This window comes from Frateuria sp. sgz306004, from assembly GCF_057750885.1.
Genome location: NZ_JBYLFE010000001.1, coordinates 614,474 through 629,771, shown reverse-complemented (window position 1 = coordinate 629,771; position 15,298 = coordinate 614,474). Strand labels below are relative to the sequence as shown.

Below are 15,298 nucleotides of genomic sequence, written 5' to 3'. Positions count from 1 at the left end.
AAACGCCGGCCCAGGGCCGGCGTTTTTGTTTCCGTCTTTTCGTACCGTTTCGTCAGCCCGGCGGCCAGTGCATGACGCGCCCGGCCAACAAATGCACGTGCAGGTGAAACACCGTTTGCCCGCCGTGCTCGTTGCAATTGATGACGGTGCGATAACCCTGCTCGGCCAGGCCCAGGCTGCGCGCATACGCTGCCGCCGCCAGCAACAGCTTGCCGAGCAATGCCGCATCGCCTGGTGCGGCCGCATCCAGCGTGGCGATGGCCTTCTTCGGAACGAACAGCACGTGCACCGGCGCCTGCGGATTGAGGTCGCGGAATGCCAGCACCTCATCGTCCTCATAGACGATGTCCGCCGGGATTTCGCGCCGAATGATCTTGCCGAAGATGGTGTCGCCCATGGAGTGCTCCTTAGTTACAGACGCATCAGCATACCGTGCGATGCCGGCGCTACCCGCTTGAATCCGAATGGTTCGTAGAGCCGGTGCGCGGCTCCATCGGCGGTCATGGCACTCAGGCCAGCGGCCACCCGCCATGCACGGTACTCGTCGCTGCCAGGAACGTCCCGCGTGTGCGCCACTTGCATCGGGCTCAATCCAGCGTCTGCCGGCTGCCGAAGGCATGCGCCAGCGTGCCGCGATCCACGTACTCCAGTTCGCCGCCCAACGGCACACCGTGAGCCAACCGCGAGGGCTTTACGTTGGCCGCTCGCGCCAGTTGCGCCAGGTAATGAGCGGTGGCTTCGCCCTCCACGGTGGGGTTGGTGGCGATGATCATTTCCTCGATCTCGCCTTCAGCCAGACGCTCCGCCAGCCGGTCCAGGCCCAGCTCCGCCGGCCCCAGGCCATCCAGGGGCGACAAGCGCCCGAGCAGCACGAAGTACTGCCCGCGATAGCCGGTAGCCTGCTCGATGGCCGCCAGCTCGGTGGGCGACTCCACCACGCACAACACCTGGCGATCGCGACTGCTGCTGGAACAGAGCGCGCACACCGGCGTTTCGCTGAAATTGCGGCAGCGCTCGCAGTTGCCTATCTCGCGCATAGCCTGGCCCAACACCTGGGCCAGGCGCACGCCACGCTCGCGGTCGCGCTCCAGCAAGTGGAACGCCATGCGCTGCGCACTCTTGCCACCCACGCCGGGCAGGCAACGCAGCGCCTCGATAAGGTCGGAAAGAAGCTTGCTCATGCCAACGATCGCGCCCCTTAAGCGCCACTAAGACGTGTAACCCGGGTAGCGATAAAGAGCGCGTTCAATCAGAACGGCATCTTGAAACCGGGCGGCAGGTTCAGCCCGGACGTTACGCCGCCGAGGCGGTTCTTGCTCACCTCGGCCACCTTGTTCACGGCGTCGTTGACGGCAGCGGCCACCAAGTCTTCGGCCATCTCCGGATCGTCCGCGAACAGCTTGCGGTCAATCTGCACGCGGCGGACTTCGTGCGTGCCGCTCATCACCACGCTCACCAAGCCGCCACCGGCACTGCCGGTCACTTCCAGCTTGGCGATTTCTTCCTGCGCACGCTTCATCTCTTCCTGCATGCGCTGGGCCTGCTGCATCAGCTGACCGATTTGACCTCTCATGGCACTACTCCACTAGCTCGTTCAATGCTCAATAGGCTTGATCGACTGGGGCACGACGCGCGCGCCAAATTCGCGCTTGAGCGCCTGCACCAGCGGATCTTCGTCAATGGCACGCTCGGCCGCCGACTGGGCCGCCTCGCGCGCGTTGGCGGCTCGCGCCGCCGGGGTTTCGCTTGCCGCGCCGCGTTGTTCGACAAAACGCAGCTTCACGCGTTCGCCCAGGGCCTGGCTAATGCGCTCTTCCATCTGGGTGACCATCGGCTCCACCGCCAGATGCATGTGCGCCGGTTGCAGCGCCAGTACCAGCGTGTTGCCTTCGCGGTCGCGCAAGGCGGCGTTCTGCGCCAGCTGGCCCAGCGGGCCGCGCAGATTGGCCTGCTCGATCAGGCTGTCCCAATGCGGCAAACCACGTGCATCCATCGCCACGGGCGCGCGAGCGGCCGGCGCTGACGCAGCCACGGGCGCGGGCGGGCGCGGCGGCGAAGGCTCGGTCACGCTGGCCATGTGCATGCGTTCGTTGGACGCCGGTGCCGCAGCGCGCGGCGGCGCAGCGGGTGCGCGGGACGCCGACGGTGTGCCGGCATGCGGTGCGGGTGCACCGCCGCCCTCCGCCGGGCGGAAAGCCAGCATCCGCAGCAAGGCCATCTCGAAGCCGGTGCGTGCATCCGGGGCCAGCGCCAGATCGCGGCGGCCCGCCGTGGCGATCTGGTAGTAAAGCTGCACGTCTTCCGGTGCGAGCTTTTCGGCCAATGCCACCAGTGCATCGGCGTCGCCGTCACCCTCTTCGGGGCGATAGCCCGGTATCAACTGAATCAACTGCAGGCGATGGAGCACGCTGGCCAGATCATCCAGCACGCCACCAAAATCCGGCGAGAAGGAGGCGATGCGCGCGCATTCGGCCATCAGCGCTTCGCCACTGCCTTCGGCCAGTGCCTGCAACAGGCCCAGCACCTGACCACGCGCCACGCTGCCCAGCATGGCGCGCACGTCGTCCACCTTCAGCTGGCCGCCACCGTAGGCAATGGCCTGGTCTAGCAGCGAGAGACCATCGCGCAACGAGCCATCGGCGCCGCGCGCCAGTTCGGCGATCGCCGCGTCTTCGTACGGAATGTTTTCCGCGCCCAGGATATGGCGCATCTGCCCGGAGATCTGCTCGGGCAACAAGCGCTTGAGGTTGAACTTGAGACAGCGCGACAGCACCGTCACTGGCAGCTTCTGCGGGTCAGTGGTGGCCAGCAGGAATTTCACGTGCGGCGGCGGCTCTTCCAGCGTCTTCAGCAGCGCATTGAACGCCGGCTTGGAGAGCATGTGCACCTCGTCCACCAGGTACACCTTGAAGCGTCCGCGCGCCGGAGCGTATTGCGCGTTCTCAATCACCTCGCGCACATCGTCTACACCCGTATTGCTGGCGGCGTCGATTTCCAGCAGGTCGACGAAGCGCCCCGCATCCACCGCGGTGCAGACGGCGCACTCGCCACACGGATCGGCCGACTCGCCGCGCTCGCAGTTGAGCGACTTGGCGAAAATACGCGCGATGGTGGTTTTGCCCACGCCGCGCGTGCCGGTAAACAGGTAGGCGTGGTGCATGCGACCGGTGTCGAGCGCGTTGGTGAGCGCGCGCACGACATGCTCCTGCCCGACCAGTTCAGCGAACTTGCGGGGGCGCCATTTTCGCGCGAGTACCTGATAAGACATGCGTAGCCTGATGTAGGGGCAAGTCCCGATTGTGCCAAGTCGGTGCGAGCAAGTCAGTATTGACCGCCGCGCACGTTTCCGACCCCGGAAAAGGCGGCGGCCCTGCCAGCCACACCCCGGCACCCGAATCATTCGCTACCGTTGCTCCCTTCCGGGCCTGGCGGGGTTTACGAACTATCGTCGCGGGGGGACCGACAGGGCCACCATAGAGACGTGCTTGGTGCGAGGGCTAAAAAGCCGTCGCTGGGTTTCACTCACTGGCGGAGAGGGCGGGATCTGTTCGGCTCGTCCTGCGCCTCACCCCTCGCTTTCGCTCGGGGCCAGCCTTTGGCTGTCCACATTCGCTCCTGGCGAATGTGTCGAACAGCGGGTTCTCACCCAGCCTCTCTTTCAGTACTTCCTACTTCAGCGCCAACCCTCAAGGGTGTCGCTCGGCTTCACTCACTGGCGGAGAGGGCGGGATTCGAACCCGCGATACGGGGATAAGCCGTATACACACTTTCCAGGCGTGCTCCTTCAACCACTCGGACACCTCTCCGCAATGGTGAAACCGCTCGCTGGGTACTCAGACCCGGCAAAGAGGCGAAAGGATAGCGGCACACGGCGGTTCACACAAGATAGTCACGCGACGACCGGCCACGCATCCCGCAGGAATACGGGCAAGTCGGTCGCCGGTGGGCGCGCCGGCACCTGGTAGAACATGTCGGCGACGAAACCGCGGTGATAGGTGGCGTGGTTGACCACGTGCAGGATCATGTCCTCACGCGACATGCATCCCTCGCCACCGCCAACGAACTGGAAATGCACCATCTGCTGGGCCTGTATGGGCGAGAGGCCGGCGGCATAGGCCAGGTACCAGTCGTTCATTACCCGCTGGCGGCTCCACAGCTCGTCCAGCGGCAGTGGCTCGGGCGTGTTGCGACTGGTGTGGCCGTGTGCCCGCCCTTGCAGATGTGCCTGAAAGATGTCGTCCACCACCCAAGTGTGGCTGAGCGTGCGCAGCATGTTGCCGAAAATGGTGGCTCGCGGCGCTTCGGCAGCCCCGTCGGGCAGCTCCCCGATGGCCGCATAGATCAGGCCATCGGCCCAGGCCCGGTAGTGCAAGAGCTTTTGCAGATGATTCATGGCGCCAATGCACTCAGGGCGATAGGGATCAGCCCGCCTCGGGCCGAACGGGCTGTGGAGCCGGCAAAACAATGCGCTCACCCGGTCGTGCGATGGCGTAGCCGCGCGCCACCAACGCTGCGCCATCCGCTTCGCTGCCGTAGTGGTAGAGGCGCAAGCGCGGACGCAGTTCCGCCGGATATTCGCGCTCGATATCGTCGATGCCGGTATGCGAGGGGTTGCCGACCAGGCCGCAGTCATGGGCGATCAGTTCGCTGCTCGCCGCCACCCGCGCGAGTACCTCGGGAATCGGCCGTGTGTCGCCGGTATAGGCAAAGCTGCCCGGCAGCGCCACGCCGTAGGAAGTGCCGGCCATGTGATGGCGCGTGGCGAACACGTCGAACCACACACCGTCCAGCCAGAAACCGCGCGTGCATGGCACCAGGTGGAAGGCCTCCCAGAAGTTCGCGCCGCCTTCGGCCAGTACGTTCGGGTAATCGGCCACGCGGGCCTGCAACCAGGTCATCAACCCGGCATGGATGAACACCTTGGTGCGACCACGCCAGTTCTCATCGAACCACAGGCGAAAGAACAGGCGCTCCATGCCACCGATGTGGTCCATGTGCGTGTGCGTGATGTACAGCGCGCGCGGCGGCTCGCCGTAGGCGGCGAGGTAGCGATCCAAGGTGTCCGGGCCGCAGTCGATCAGCAACACCGGCGCGCCATCGCGCTCCAGCACCACCGCCGACGAGCCCAGTTCCACGGCGTGCGCCGCGCCCACTCCAAGGAAATGCAGAGTCCAGTTCATGCGCGAAGAGTACGCTCGTAACGGTAAACCAGGGGCTTCCACAGCACTTCGTCAAAGGCTGCTTCGCCCTGCGCCGCCGCGCCCAGCTTGAGCAAGGATCGCCGCAGGCGCTGCAGATTGGCTTGCTGCCAGGCGTCTGCTGGCGAGCGCTGGCGACCCCGGTCGAAATCGATCAGGTAAAGCTGCTCGGCGGTGACCAGCACATTGTGCGCGTTGAGATCGGCGTGCCAAATGCCGGCCCGATGAAAACGGGCCACCAGTGCACCGACCAGCTCAGCCATTTCGCCATCCAGCGTGCCGTCCGCCAGGCATTGCGCCAGTGTGCGCGAGTCGGCAATGCGCCGGGTGATGAGATCGGCCGAGTAGAACAGCCCAGACCGCCGATAACGACACGCCACCGCGTGTGGCCCGGGCAAGCCAAGGTCGGCAATCTTGCCCAGCAAGCGAAACTCGGTGAAGCAACGGGTACGATCGGCGCCTTCCCACAGGTAACGATCACCCATGATTCGGGCTACCAAGCCGCCGCGCCGGTAATGGCGCAATACGCATTCGCCAGCCGGCGTATCGATGATGGCCACCCCGCCCCGCCCGCCGCTCTGCTGGCGCAAGGCGCCTCGCGAGCGCCAGGCGTCCGGGTCGAACCAATCGGCATCGACTTGTGGCGACACCGCGGCGTCGAACAGAATCGCTCCGGCGTCGTCTTCGCGGATTCGTTCCTGTATCGCCATGCCTGGTGTATCCGACGCGTCCTCGTCCAAAGTTCAGCGATTCTAGCCCAATGACTGCTCCTGCCTCGATCTGCCTGCTGCGCACTTCCGCCATTGGCGATGTCACCCATGTCGTTCCTCTCGTACGCACGCTCCAGGCGGCCTGGCCCCAGACTCGGCTCACCTGGATCATCGGCAAGCTGGAACGTCGCCTGGTCGGCGACCTGCCCGGCGTGGAGTTCGTCACCTTCGACAAGGCCGCTGGCCTCGCCGGCATGCGCGCCGTGGGCGAGGCGCTCAAGGGCGAGCGCTTCGACGCCCTGCTGCAGATGCAGGTGGCGCTGCGCTCCAACCTGCTCAGCCTGTTCGTGCGCGCGCGCCGCCGTATCGGCTACGACCGCGCCCGCGCCAAGGACGGCCATCGCCTGGTGATCGGCGAGCGCATTCCCGCACGCACCGGCGAGCATGTACTCGACGCGATGGGCAGCTTCTGCGAGCCGCTGGGGCTCAAGCAGACCCGGGTGCGCTGGGACATCCCGATTCCGGAGGAGGCCCATGCCTGGGCCGCCGAGCAGTTGCCCGGCGACACGCCTACCCTGCTGGTCAGCCCCACCTCCAGCCATGAACTACGCAACTGGATGCCCGAGCGCTACGCCGCCGTCATGGATCACGCCGCCGCCAAGGGCTGGCGGGTGGTGCTGGTGGGTGGCCCCTCCGAGCTGGAGCGCCGCATGGCCGACGCCGTGCTGGCGGCGTGTCGCCACACACCACTCGACCTCACCGGCAAGGACACGCTCAAGAAAATGATGGCGATGCTGGTGCGCGCGCCCGTGCTCCTGACGCCAGATTCCGGCCCCATGCACATGGCCAACGCGGTGGGCTGCAAGGTGCTGGGCCTGCATGCCGCCAGCAACCCCAATCGTTCTGGCCCCTACTCTGACCGGCGCTGGTGCGTGGACAAGTACGACGCCGCCTCGCGCCGTTACCTTGGCAAGCCGGCAAGCGAAATCCCCTGGGGTAGCAAGATCGAGAAGCCCGGGGTGATGGAACTGATTGGCGTGGACGAGGTCATCGAGCGCTTCGAGGCCTGCGCCCAGCATCTTGGCCTGGGATGAGGCCAAGGGCGCGCAGAAGCGGTGTCCGGCGCGCCTGGCAAGCCGGCCTCCCCGGGCGCCCCCAACCGAGGATTCCCGCCAACGTGGGGCGGGAATGCACCTTCGCGGGGTGCATGCTGCCAGCGAGGCTGGCAGGCCCCGTGTGGCTTACGGCGCGCGGTAATCCTGGTAGGACTTCTCCTCCACCAGCTGCGAACCCAGCTTGAGGTTGATCTCGCGCTTTACCGCCGCGCGCTCGTCGTTGCGGAAATAGACCGAGCGGGCCAGCTCGATGAACTCCGCATCGAACGCCTGGGCCTTTTCCTTCAGGCGGATACGATCCTCGATATCCCACAGCGCCTCGTTCACCGCCAGCAGGCGTGCGCGCTCGTCGCTGATATCGGTGTGCGATGCCGGATGGGCAGCCCAGGTGGCGTTGAGCAGGTCCAGCTCGGTGCGCACATTGGCGACCTTGGCCGGGTCGCTGATCTGCGCGGACTTGATCTCCAGGATGGTGATCTTGTCGATCAGCTCGCCGTAGGAAACCGGTACTTGGATAAGGCTCATGGAAACTCCGAAGGACAGGGCCTTGACGCCATGACGGGTGTGTCACGGCAACCGGCCAGGAAAGCGCACATCATAAGTGGTCTTGCACCATCGTTCAGTCTGCTTGGTTAGACTGGTAGCGCACCCGACCTTCAAGGAGAGAAATCCATGCTCAACACCCGTTTTGTCTTGCTGCCGCTGGCCGCCCTGCTGGCCGTAAGTTCGTTTGCCGCCAATGCACAGTCCCCATCCCAGTCCAGCCGCAACGGCGTGCTGGTTCAGCGTGACGGCATCTACCTGCGCTGCGACCAGTGCGGCACGGTGGAGGCGATCGACCAGAACATTTCCCAGGGCAACGACCACAGCATGGCCGGCACCATCATCGGCGGCATTGCCGGTGGCGTGCTAGGCAACCAGGTTGGCAAGGGCAAGGGCAACACCTTGGCCACCGTGGCCGGCGCCGTAGGCGGTGGCGTTGCGGGCAACCGCATCGGCGCCAACAGCGGCCGCCCCAACGCCAGCTACACCCTGCGCATTCGCATGGGCAACGGTGCCTACAGCAACGTGACCGTGCCGGACGCCAGCGCCATCCGCGTGGGCGACATGGTGCAGATCGACCCGCAGGGCAACATCGTGCGCATCCAGTAACGTTTGCGCCGGTTCCAGCAAAAAGCCGACCGCAAGGTCGGCTTTTTTGTGGTTGATCAATGCAGGGGCAGGCTTCGCAATCGTGCTTCGAGCTGATCGAAAAATTCCTGCGGCAAAGCAGCACGCACCGGCACGGTCCACCAGTGCGGCTGGGCGAAACCCCTGCATTTCACCGCATCTTTCTCGGTCATCAGCACCGCCTTGCAGTCGCCGAAATTCAGGTCATCGGCGGTGAAGGCGTGGTGGTCGGGAAAGGCATGCTCAGTCACCAACAAACCTTGCGAACGCAGGCTGGCGAAAAAGCGCTGCGGGTGGCCAATGGCCGCCACGGCATGAACGGCCTGCCCGGCAAAATCGGACAAAGGCCGACTGTGATCGTCGAGCAATGCGCGTGCCCGGGTGCCCTGCAAATGCATCGGCACATCGTCGGGCGCAAAGGCGCCGCCGTTGCAGACACGAAAATCCACCTTGCGCAACCGTGACCTTGGCTCACGCAACGGCCCCGCGGGCAACAGCTTCCCATTGCCGAAGCGACGAACGCCGTCGATCACGCAGATCTCGATATCGCGAGCCAACGCGTAATGCTGCAGGCCGTCGTCGGCAATCACCACATCGCAGCCGGCGTCGATCAACAAGCGCGCCGCCGCCGGGCGATCACGCCCCACCGCCACGGCTACGCCGGAGGCCCGAATCAGGCATGGTTCGTCGCCCGCCTGCGCCGGGTCGGGAGCGGCATCCAGCAGTAAGGGCTCCCTCTGCGTGCCGCCATAGCCGCGACTCACCACGCCCGGTGTGTAACCGCGACGGCGCAAGGCCTCGGCCACGGCGATGGTCAGTGGGGTCTTACCCGTGCCGCCTGCCGTGATATTGCCGATAACGATCACCGGCACCGGCAATCGCGTACTGCGTAATACGCCAACCCGGTAAAGGCCTCGGCGCAGGCCGGACAGCGCGCCGTACAGCCCAGCCAGCGGCAAGCTCCACCAGGGCGCGCGGGCGGCGCCATACCAGGCCGATTCAAGGCGCGCGGCCATGCTCATGGGCGCGCCTCAATCCCCAGGCTGCTGGTGGAACTGCATGCGATGCAGGGCGGCGTATTGGCCACCCAGTGCCAACAGCTCCGCGTGGGTGCCGCGCTCGACGATGCGACCCTGATCCATCACCGCGATCTGGTCGGCGTGCTCGATGGTAGAGAGGCGATGCGCGATCACCAGCGTGGTGCGGTCGCGCATGAGGCGTTGCAGCGCCTGCTGGATCAATCGCTCTGATTCGGTATCCAGCGCGCTGGTGGCTTCGTCCAACACCAGGATCGGTGCGTTCTTGAGAATGGCGCGCGCAATGGCAATGCGCTGGCGCTGACCGCCGGAAAGCCGGTTACCGCCCTCACCGATCTGGCTGTGGATGCCTTCGGGCAGCTTTTCGATGAATTCCATCGCGTGCGCCGCCTCGGCCGCCGCGATGATGTCCTGCTCGCTGGCGCCCACCAGCTCGCCATAGGCGATGTTTTCCGCCACGGTGCCATCGAACAGCACCACGTTCTGACCCACCCAGGCGATCTGGTGGCGCAAGGAGGTCAGCGTGTAGGTCTCGTAATCCTCGCCATCGAGCAGGATGCGCCCACTGGTCGGCTCGTTGAAGCGCGGCAACAGGCTCACCAGGCTGCTTTTACCGCTGCCCGAACGCCCCACCAGTGCGGTCACGGTGCCGGCGGCGCAGTGCAGGTCCACGTCGGTCAGGGCCTGGAACTCGTCGCGCGGATAGACCAGCCCCACCTGCTCGAAACGAAGGTCGCCCTTGGTGCGCTCCAGCACACGCGTGCCTTGGTCTACTTCCGGCGCCATATCGATGATCTCGAACAGGTTCTCAGCCGCCGAGATGCCAGTCTGCATGGTCGACTGCACGTTGGTCAGTCGCTTAAGCGAGGACAGCATGCCGCCCATGGCGGTGAGCACGGCGATGAACACGCCCGGGGTGATATGGTCGATCTGCGACGGCCGGGACGCCAGGAACACCATGCCCGCCAGCGCCAGCGAAGCCACCGTTTGGATGGACGAGCCGGAGATGGCGCTGGTCGCGATGATCTTGAGGTTGAGGTAGCGCGCGCGATCAGACACTTCCTTGAAGCGCTCGTCCGCCTGCTTCTGGCCACCATAGATGCGCACCTCGCGATGCGCCTTGATCATCTCTTCCACCGTGCCGGTGACCGAACCCATCATGCCCTGGATGCGCCGGCTGACCACGCGATAGCGACGACTCACTGCCGAGGCGATCAACACGATGGCCGGCACCAGCACCAACAACGCGGTGGTGAGGTAAAGGCTCTTGTAGAGCATGACCGTGAACATGCCGATGACGGTGATGCTCTCCGTCACCGCCACCTTCAAGGCATCGGTGGAAGCGCCGGCCACTTGCTCGCTGGTATAGGTGATGCGCGAGATCTGGTGGCCCGAGTGCTCGCTACCGAAGAACGACGCCGGCAGTCGCAGGTACGCGGCGAACACGTCGCGCTGCATGGACTGCACCACGTTGCGCGACACATAGCCCATGCCGTAATTGCTGATAAGGATGGCCACACCGCGCACCGCGAAGATGGCGATGATCCACCACGGCATCCAGCGGATCAGGTAGGGGTCTTTCTGCTCCAGCAGCTTGTCCATGATCGGCTGCAGCTTGCTGGTGAAGTAGGCCAGCGCGCCGCCGTCCACGGCAAAGCCGACGACCGAAATAAGGATCACCGGCCAGTAGCGAGCGGAATAACCGAGCAGTCGCTTGTAGACCTGCCGGCTTTTTGCATCCCACAACGCTACTTTCTTCTTGCCCTCGCTCATGGCCTCGCGTCCGCCTGGCTGGGCGTCGTGGCGATGGAGAGCTTGGTGAAGCCGAGTTGACCCAGCGCATCCATGGCCATGACCACGTTCTGGTGCGGGGTCATGGCATCGGCGCGAAGGGTCACCTGGCGCTCGCGATCATCACCCGCCACAGCTGCGATCGCTTGCTTGAGCGGTTCCACGCCCTCGCCATGCACTTCGTCGCTGCCGACAAAGAAATGCCCGTCGCGGTCCACCACGATGGTGAGCGCGGGCGCCTGCATGTCGCGCTCCTGCACACTGGCCTTGGGCAGCGTCACCTGCATGCGCGAGTGCTGGATGAACGTGGTGGTGAGCACGAAAAACATCAGCAGGGTAAGCAGCACGTCGATCAGCGAGATCACGTTGATCTCGAAATCGTCCTGCCGGCGGTCATTGCCGATACGCATGCGTCAGCTCGCGCTCGACTCGGTGGTCGGGCGACCGCTCGCGCGCGGGCGAGTCGGCGCGGCCTGATTCACCGTGAGTTCGTCGAGGAGCTCCGTGGCCTGCTTTTCCATTTCCACGCAGTAGCCCGCCACCTTGGAACGGAAATAGCGATGCAACACGTAGGCCGGAATGGCCACGACCAGGCCGCTGGCCGTGCAGATCAGCGCTTCGCCGATGCCACCAGCCATCTTCATCGGGTCTCCCACGCCGCCCTTCATCACGTCCATGAACATGCGAATCAGGCCGATCACTGTGCCGAGCAGGCCTAGCAGTGGACCGATCAGTGCGATCGTGCCCAGCGTGTTGAGATAGCGCTCCATGCGATGCACCACATGGCGGCCGGTATCCTCGATGCGCTCCTTGATCAGGTCGCGCGAACGGTTGCGTACGGCCAGCGCCGACGCCAGCAGTTCGCCCAGCGGCGAGCCGTTGGCCAGCGCGTTGAGGTGATTGCTGTCCAGTTGGCCCGAACGAGCCCAGTTGCGCACTTCCTCGCCCAACCCGGGCGGCAGCACCGAACGGCGGCGCAGGGTCCAGCAACGCTCCAGCACGATCGCCAGTGCGACCGCCGAACAGATCAGGATGGGCAGCATAGCCCAGCCACCAGCCATCAGGATTTCCAGCACAACGACTCCGCGAAACGCGATCGATAGGAAGAGCGCATCATAACAGTCTCGCCCGGCCGTTCCGCGGCCCCGGTGGCAGTTGTGAAGGCCACCTATTCGCGCCAATAGCGAGACTGTCGCTGGCGCCAGGCGCCCACCACCACGGGCGGCTGGCCAGGCATCAGATCCACCTGTATGGCGCCGCTGGTCGCTGTGTTCAACCAGGGGATCTCCGCCCGTTCATAACGTTGCATGACCTGTGCATTGGGGTGGCGAAAGCGGTTGCGCCAGCCGGAGGACACCAAGGCCAGCGCCGGCTGAGTGGCTTGCAGGAAATCCTGGCCAGATGACGTGCGACTGCCATGATGGGGCACGCTGAGCACCAGCGGTGCCCCCGGCGGCAAGGCGGCCGCCACTACGGGCTCGACCCGCGTGCTGATGTCGCCCGTCAATAGCACTCGCCCTGAGGCACCCTCCACCAGGATCACGCACGACCGATCATTGGCCGACGCCCCGGGATTTCCTGAGGGCAACACACGCACCGTGACACCATCCCACTGCCAGCCACGCCCCACCGGGCACGCCTCCATAGGGATGGCCATGCGCTCGGGCTCGCCCGCGTAGCGCTCGGCCGCGGGAAAAGCCGCCGCCACGGCGGGGATGCCACCTGCGTGGTCGTTGTCCGCGTGGCTGGCCACCAGCAGATCCAGCCGGTCGATGCCCAGCGCGCGCATCGATGGCAACACGGCGGCCTCGCCGAGATCGAACTCGGACGGAAAGCGTGCACCCGCGTCGTAGAGCAACGAGTGCTCGCGCGTGCGTACCAACACCGACAGCCCCTGCCCCACATCCAGCATCCACACCTGGAAGCCGCCCGCCGGCGGCAGCGTTCGCGTGGGCCACACCAGGGGCAGGAACAGCACAACACCCAGCCAACGCAGGGGTACTCCGCGCGGCATGAATAACCAGAGCGCGCCGAATGTAGCCAGCAGCAAAGCCGCCAGACTCACCGTCGGCAAATACCAATGCGCACCCGGCCAGGTAGCCATGCGTTCCAGCAGCCACCATTGGGCATGAGCGAACCAGGCAGCGCACCAAAGTACCGGCTTCGCCAAGGGCGGACACACCGCCAACAGCACCATGCCCATCAAGGCGAAGGGCACGATAACGAAGCTGACGAAAGGCACCGCGATCAGGTTGGACAACGCACCGACCAAGGACGCTTCGCCGAAGAACCACAGTGTCAAAGGCATCAGCGACAACGTCATCACCAACTGCCCTGCCGACAGCTCGCGCAGGAAACCCCGCAAGCCTTTGCCCTGCACATCCAGGCACAGCATGAGAAAAGCCACACCCACGAAGGACAGCCAGAAACCGGCCGACAACACGCAGAGCGGATCGAACAGCAACACGACCACCAAAGCCAATGCCAGCGACGCCGGCCCGCTCGGCTGACGCCGCCGACAGCGCCCTAGCGCCACCACGCCGATCATCAGCAGCGTGCGAACCGTGGGCAACCCGAAACCCGCCAGGGCGCTATACACGGCCGCGACCACCAAGGCGCCAGCCGCCAACGCGGGCGGGCGCGGCCAACGCAGGGCCAGCGCTGGCCACAAGGCGTACAGGCCACGCATCAGCCACGCGCCAAACAAGGCCGCCACGCCCACGTGAAACCCCGAAATAGCAATCAGGTGGGATATGCCATTGGCCCGCGCCACCTCCCAGTCGCGCTGACTGAGCCCACGAATGTCGCCCACCGAAAAAGCCTGTAAGAGCGCCGCGTCGTGCGCATCCCGCACCCGACGCGCAATGCCCTGGCTAACAGCTTCGCGCGCACGGTCGATGCACAAGGGCGCCCTGGTCAGTGACCGGTTTCCGGCCGCCTCACGCACGTAGCCTGTCGCCACGATGCCGCGCTCCAGTGCGCTACGTTCGCTGTCGCTACCGCCGGGGTTGATCAGGCCGCGTGGCCGCTTGAGGCGCAATTGCAGGCGCCAGCGCTCGCATGCGGCGATGGGCGGAGCCGTCCGGTACCAATTGACCCTTACCAGGCCAGCCAGAGGCACTGGCTCGTCATCCAGCGAGGCTTGCTCCACTGACAGCAAGAAGCCAGTGGCGTCGTCGCGCCTCAAGGGAAGCGCAGCGACCCGTCCTTCTACCCAGAAATCCTTGCCTTCCCACTCATGCGGCAAACGCGCATCCAGGGCGATGCCACCGCGAAGACAGGCCCAACCCACACCGAACACCAGCCACGCAGCCCAGCGGTGGCGCCGCCCAAGACCTGCCCATAACACCGCTGACGCAAGCAACGCAACGCACCAACCGCGCGAAGGCAAGCCTGGCAACCACTGCACGGCGAGCACGCCGCCCAGCAAACACAAACCAGGCCCTATCGCTCCGCGTCCACGCATGGCGGCATCGTCCCTTCAGGCGAAGAAACGATGCTCAGCCAGCATACCTTCCAGGGGTATCGGTACGAGGCGCCAGCGCCCGCAAGCGCGGCACCCGCACCGGCGAAGGCATCAAGCCCGCACCTTCTCCATGATCACGCCGTTGTGCAGTTCCAGCGTGCGATCCATGCGCGCGGCCAGGCGGTTGTCATGGGTCACCAGGATAAAGCTGGTGCCGATCTCGCGGTTGAGCTCCAACATCAGGTTGTACACCTGGGCCGCATTGCCTTCGTCCAGGTTGCCGGTGGGCTCATCACCCAGCACCACAGCGGGACGCGCCACCAGCGCGCGCGCGACCGCGCAGCGCTGGCGCTCGCCGCCGGAGAGTTCCGCCGGCTTGTGGTCCAGGCGCTTGCCCAGCCCCACCCGACCCAACAAGTCGGCCGCCTGGCGCGATGCCTCGCTGATCGCCACGCCGCGAATCAGCAACGGCATGCACACGTTTTCCAGCGCAGTGAATTCCGGCAGCAAGTGATGGAACTGGTAAATGAAACCCATCGAGCGATTGCGCACGCGACCACGATCGGCATCGGACAGGCGCGAAAGGTTCTGGCCTTCCACTTCCACCTCGCCACCGGTCAACGTATCCAGGCCGCCGATGATGTGCAGCAGCGTGCTCTTGCCCGAGCCCGAGGCACCGACGATGGCCAGCGTCTCGCCGCGCTTGACGGTAAAGCTGACGTTGGACAACACGTCCGTCTTGAGATCGCCTTCCTCGTAGGTCTTGGCGATGCCGCTGGCGCGCAGCACGATCTCGTTAGTGTGACTCATC

Annotated in this window: 16 protein-coding genes, 1 tRNA gene and 1 other RNA gene; 2 read left to right on the top strand and 16 right to left on the bottom strand. The window is 65.3% G+C overall.

What is annotated here, in order from left to right; all coding sequences use genetic code 11:
- Positions 1 to 52 precede the first annotated feature (52 nt).
- The 9 genes from AC3G2C_RS02970 to AC3G2C_RS02930 all read right to left on the bottom strand — a co-directional run bounded on the left by AC3G2C_RS02970 (position 53) and on the right by AC3G2C_RS02930 (position 5,908).
- Positions 53 to 397: a histidine triad nucleotide-binding protein gene (locus AC3G2C_RS02970; protein WP_488383105.1), complete on the bottom strand. Its 345-nt coding sequence runs from the start codon at positions 395 to 397 to the stop codon at positions 53 to 55.
- Positions 398 to 587: 190 nt separating this feature from the next.
- A complete protein-coding gene (gene recR / locus AC3G2C_RS02965; RefSeq protein ID WP_488383104.1) occupies positions 588 to 1,181 on the bottom strand; it encodes a recombination mediator RecR in 594 nt (197 codons plus the stop codon).
- A 68-nt stretch (positions 1,182 to 1,249) separates the two neighbouring features.
- Entirely contained in the window at positions 1,250 to 1,573 is a 324-nt protein-coding gene (locus AC3G2C_RS02960) for a YbaB/EbfC family nucleoid-associated protein (protein WP_488383103.1), read from the bottom strand.
- Between the two features lie 21 nt (positions 1,574 to 1,594).
- The gene (dnaX, locus tag AC3G2C_RS02955) at positions 1,595 to 3,268 is read right to left on the bottom strand and encodes a DNA polymerase III subunit gamma/tau (RefSeq protein WP_488383102.1); all 1,674 of its coding nucleotides are present in this window, start codon (positions 3,266 to 3,268) and stop codon (positions 1,595 to 1,597) included.
- Between the two features lie 100 nt (positions 3,269 to 3,368).
- An RNA gene (gene ffs / locus AC3G2C_RS02950) (signal recognition particle sRNA small type) lies at positions 3,369 to 3,465 on the bottom strand.
- Positions 3,466 to 3,713: 248 nt separating this feature from the next.
- Positions 3,714 to 3,806: transfer RNA gene (locus AC3G2C_RS02945), tRNA-Ser, on the bottom strand.
- Between the two features lie 83 nt (positions 3,807 to 3,889).
- Positions 3,890 to 4,393 (bottom strand): DinB family protein, encoded by a 504-nt coding sequence (locus AC3G2C_RS02940; protein WP_488383101.1) that lies wholly within the window; start codon positions 4,391 to 4,393, stop codon positions 3,890 to 3,892.
- 28 nt (positions 4,394 to 4,421) lie between these two features.
- Positions 4,422 to 5,180, bottom strand: a complete 759-nt coding sequence (locus AC3G2C_RS02935) for an MBL fold metallo-hydrolase (protein WP_488383100.1) — start codon at positions 5,178 to 5,180, stop codon at positions 4,422 to 4,424.
- Positions 5,177 to 5,908 carry a 3-deoxy-D-manno-octulosonic acid kinase gene (locus tag AC3G2C_RS02930; protein ID WP_488383099.1) on the bottom strand — a complete coding sequence of 244 codons (732 nt, stop codon included), beginning with the start codon at positions 5,906 to 5,908 and terminating at the stop codon, positions 5,177 to 5,179. The genes AC3G2C_RS02935 and AC3G2C_RS02930 overlap by 4 nt, the downstream gene beginning before the upstream one ends.
- Positions 5,909 to 5,958: 50 nt before the next feature.
- On the opposite strand from AC3G2C_RS02930, the gene AC3G2C_RS02925 reads away from it, so the two are divergent.
- On the top strand, positions 5,959 to 7,002 hold the full coding sequence (locus tag AC3G2C_RS02925) for a glycosyltransferase family 9 protein (RefSeq protein WP_488383098.1): 1,044 nt from the start codon (positions 5,959 to 5,961) through the stop codon (positions 7,000 to 7,002).
- Positions 7,003 to 7,149: 147 nt separating this feature from the next.
- Here the strand turns inward: AC3G2C_RS02925 and AC3G2C_RS02920 are convergent, their stop codons facing one another.
- Positions 7,150 to 7,548 carry a DUF6165 family protein gene (locus AC3G2C_RS02920; RefSeq protein ID WP_488383097.1) on the bottom strand — a complete coding sequence of 133 codons (399 nt, stop codon included), beginning with the start codon at positions 7,546 to 7,548 and terminating at the stop codon, positions 7,150 to 7,152.
- 147 nt (positions 7,549 to 7,695) lie between these two features.
- Here AC3G2C_RS02920 and AC3G2C_RS02915 point away from each other — a divergent pair, with 147 nt between their 5' ends.
- On the top strand, positions 7,696 to 8,175 hold the full coding sequence (locus AC3G2C_RS02915; RefSeq protein WP_488383096.1) for a glycine zipper 2TM domain-containing protein: 480 nt from the start codon (positions 7,696 to 7,698) through the stop codon (positions 8,173 to 8,175).
- A gap of 56 nt (positions 8,176 to 8,231) precedes the next feature.
- On the opposite strand, the gene lpxK is transcribed toward AC3G2C_RS02915, so the two are convergent.
- The 6 genes from lpxK to lolD all read right to left on the bottom strand — a co-directional run bounded on the left by lpxK (position 8,232) and on the right by lolD (position 15,297).
- Complete coding sequence (gene lpxK / locus AC3G2C_RS02910) at positions 8,232 to 9,215, bottom strand: tetraacyldisaccharide 4'-kinase (RefSeq protein ID WP_488383095.1); 984 nt, start codon at positions 9,213 to 9,215, stop codon at positions 8,232 to 8,234.
- A gap of 9 nt (positions 9,216 to 9,224) precedes the next feature.
- Positions 9,225 to 11,003, bottom strand: a complete 1,779-nt coding sequence (gene msbA / locus AC3G2C_RS02905; RefSeq protein ID WP_488383094.1) for a lipid A export permease/ATP-binding protein MsbA — start codon at positions 11,001 to 11,003, stop codon at positions 9,225 to 9,227.
- On the bottom strand, positions 11,000 to 11,431 hold the full coding sequence (locus AC3G2C_RS02900) for an ExbD/TolR family protein (RefSeq protein ID WP_488383093.1): 432 nt from the start codon (positions 11,429 to 11,431) through the stop codon (positions 11,000 to 11,002). Before AC3G2C_RS02900 ends, msbA begins: the two co-directional genes overlap by 4 nt.
- Before the next feature lie 3 nt (positions 11,432 to 11,434).
- Positions 11,435 to 12,097: a MotA/TolQ/ExbB proton channel family protein gene (locus AC3G2C_RS02895; protein ID WP_488383092.1), complete on the bottom strand. Its 663-nt coding sequence runs from the start codon at positions 12,095 to 12,097 to the stop codon at positions 11,435 to 11,437.
- A 92-nt stretch (positions 12,098 to 12,189) separates the two neighbouring features.
- Positions 12,190 to 14,487 (bottom strand): DNA internalization-related competence protein ComEC/Rec2, encoded by a 2,298-nt coding sequence (locus AC3G2C_RS02890; RefSeq protein ID WP_488383091.1) that lies wholly within the window; start codon positions 14,485 to 14,487, stop codon positions 12,190 to 12,192.
- Between the two features lie 111 nt (positions 14,488 to 14,598).
- Positions 14,599 to 15,297, bottom strand: coding sequence for a lipoprotein-releasing ABC transporter ATP-binding protein LolD (gene lolD, locus AC3G2C_RS02885; protein ID WP_488383090.1), 699 nt, complete (start codon positions 15,295 to 15,297; stop codon positions 14,599 to 14,601).
- Between the last annotated feature and the right edge of the window lies 1 nt (position 15,298).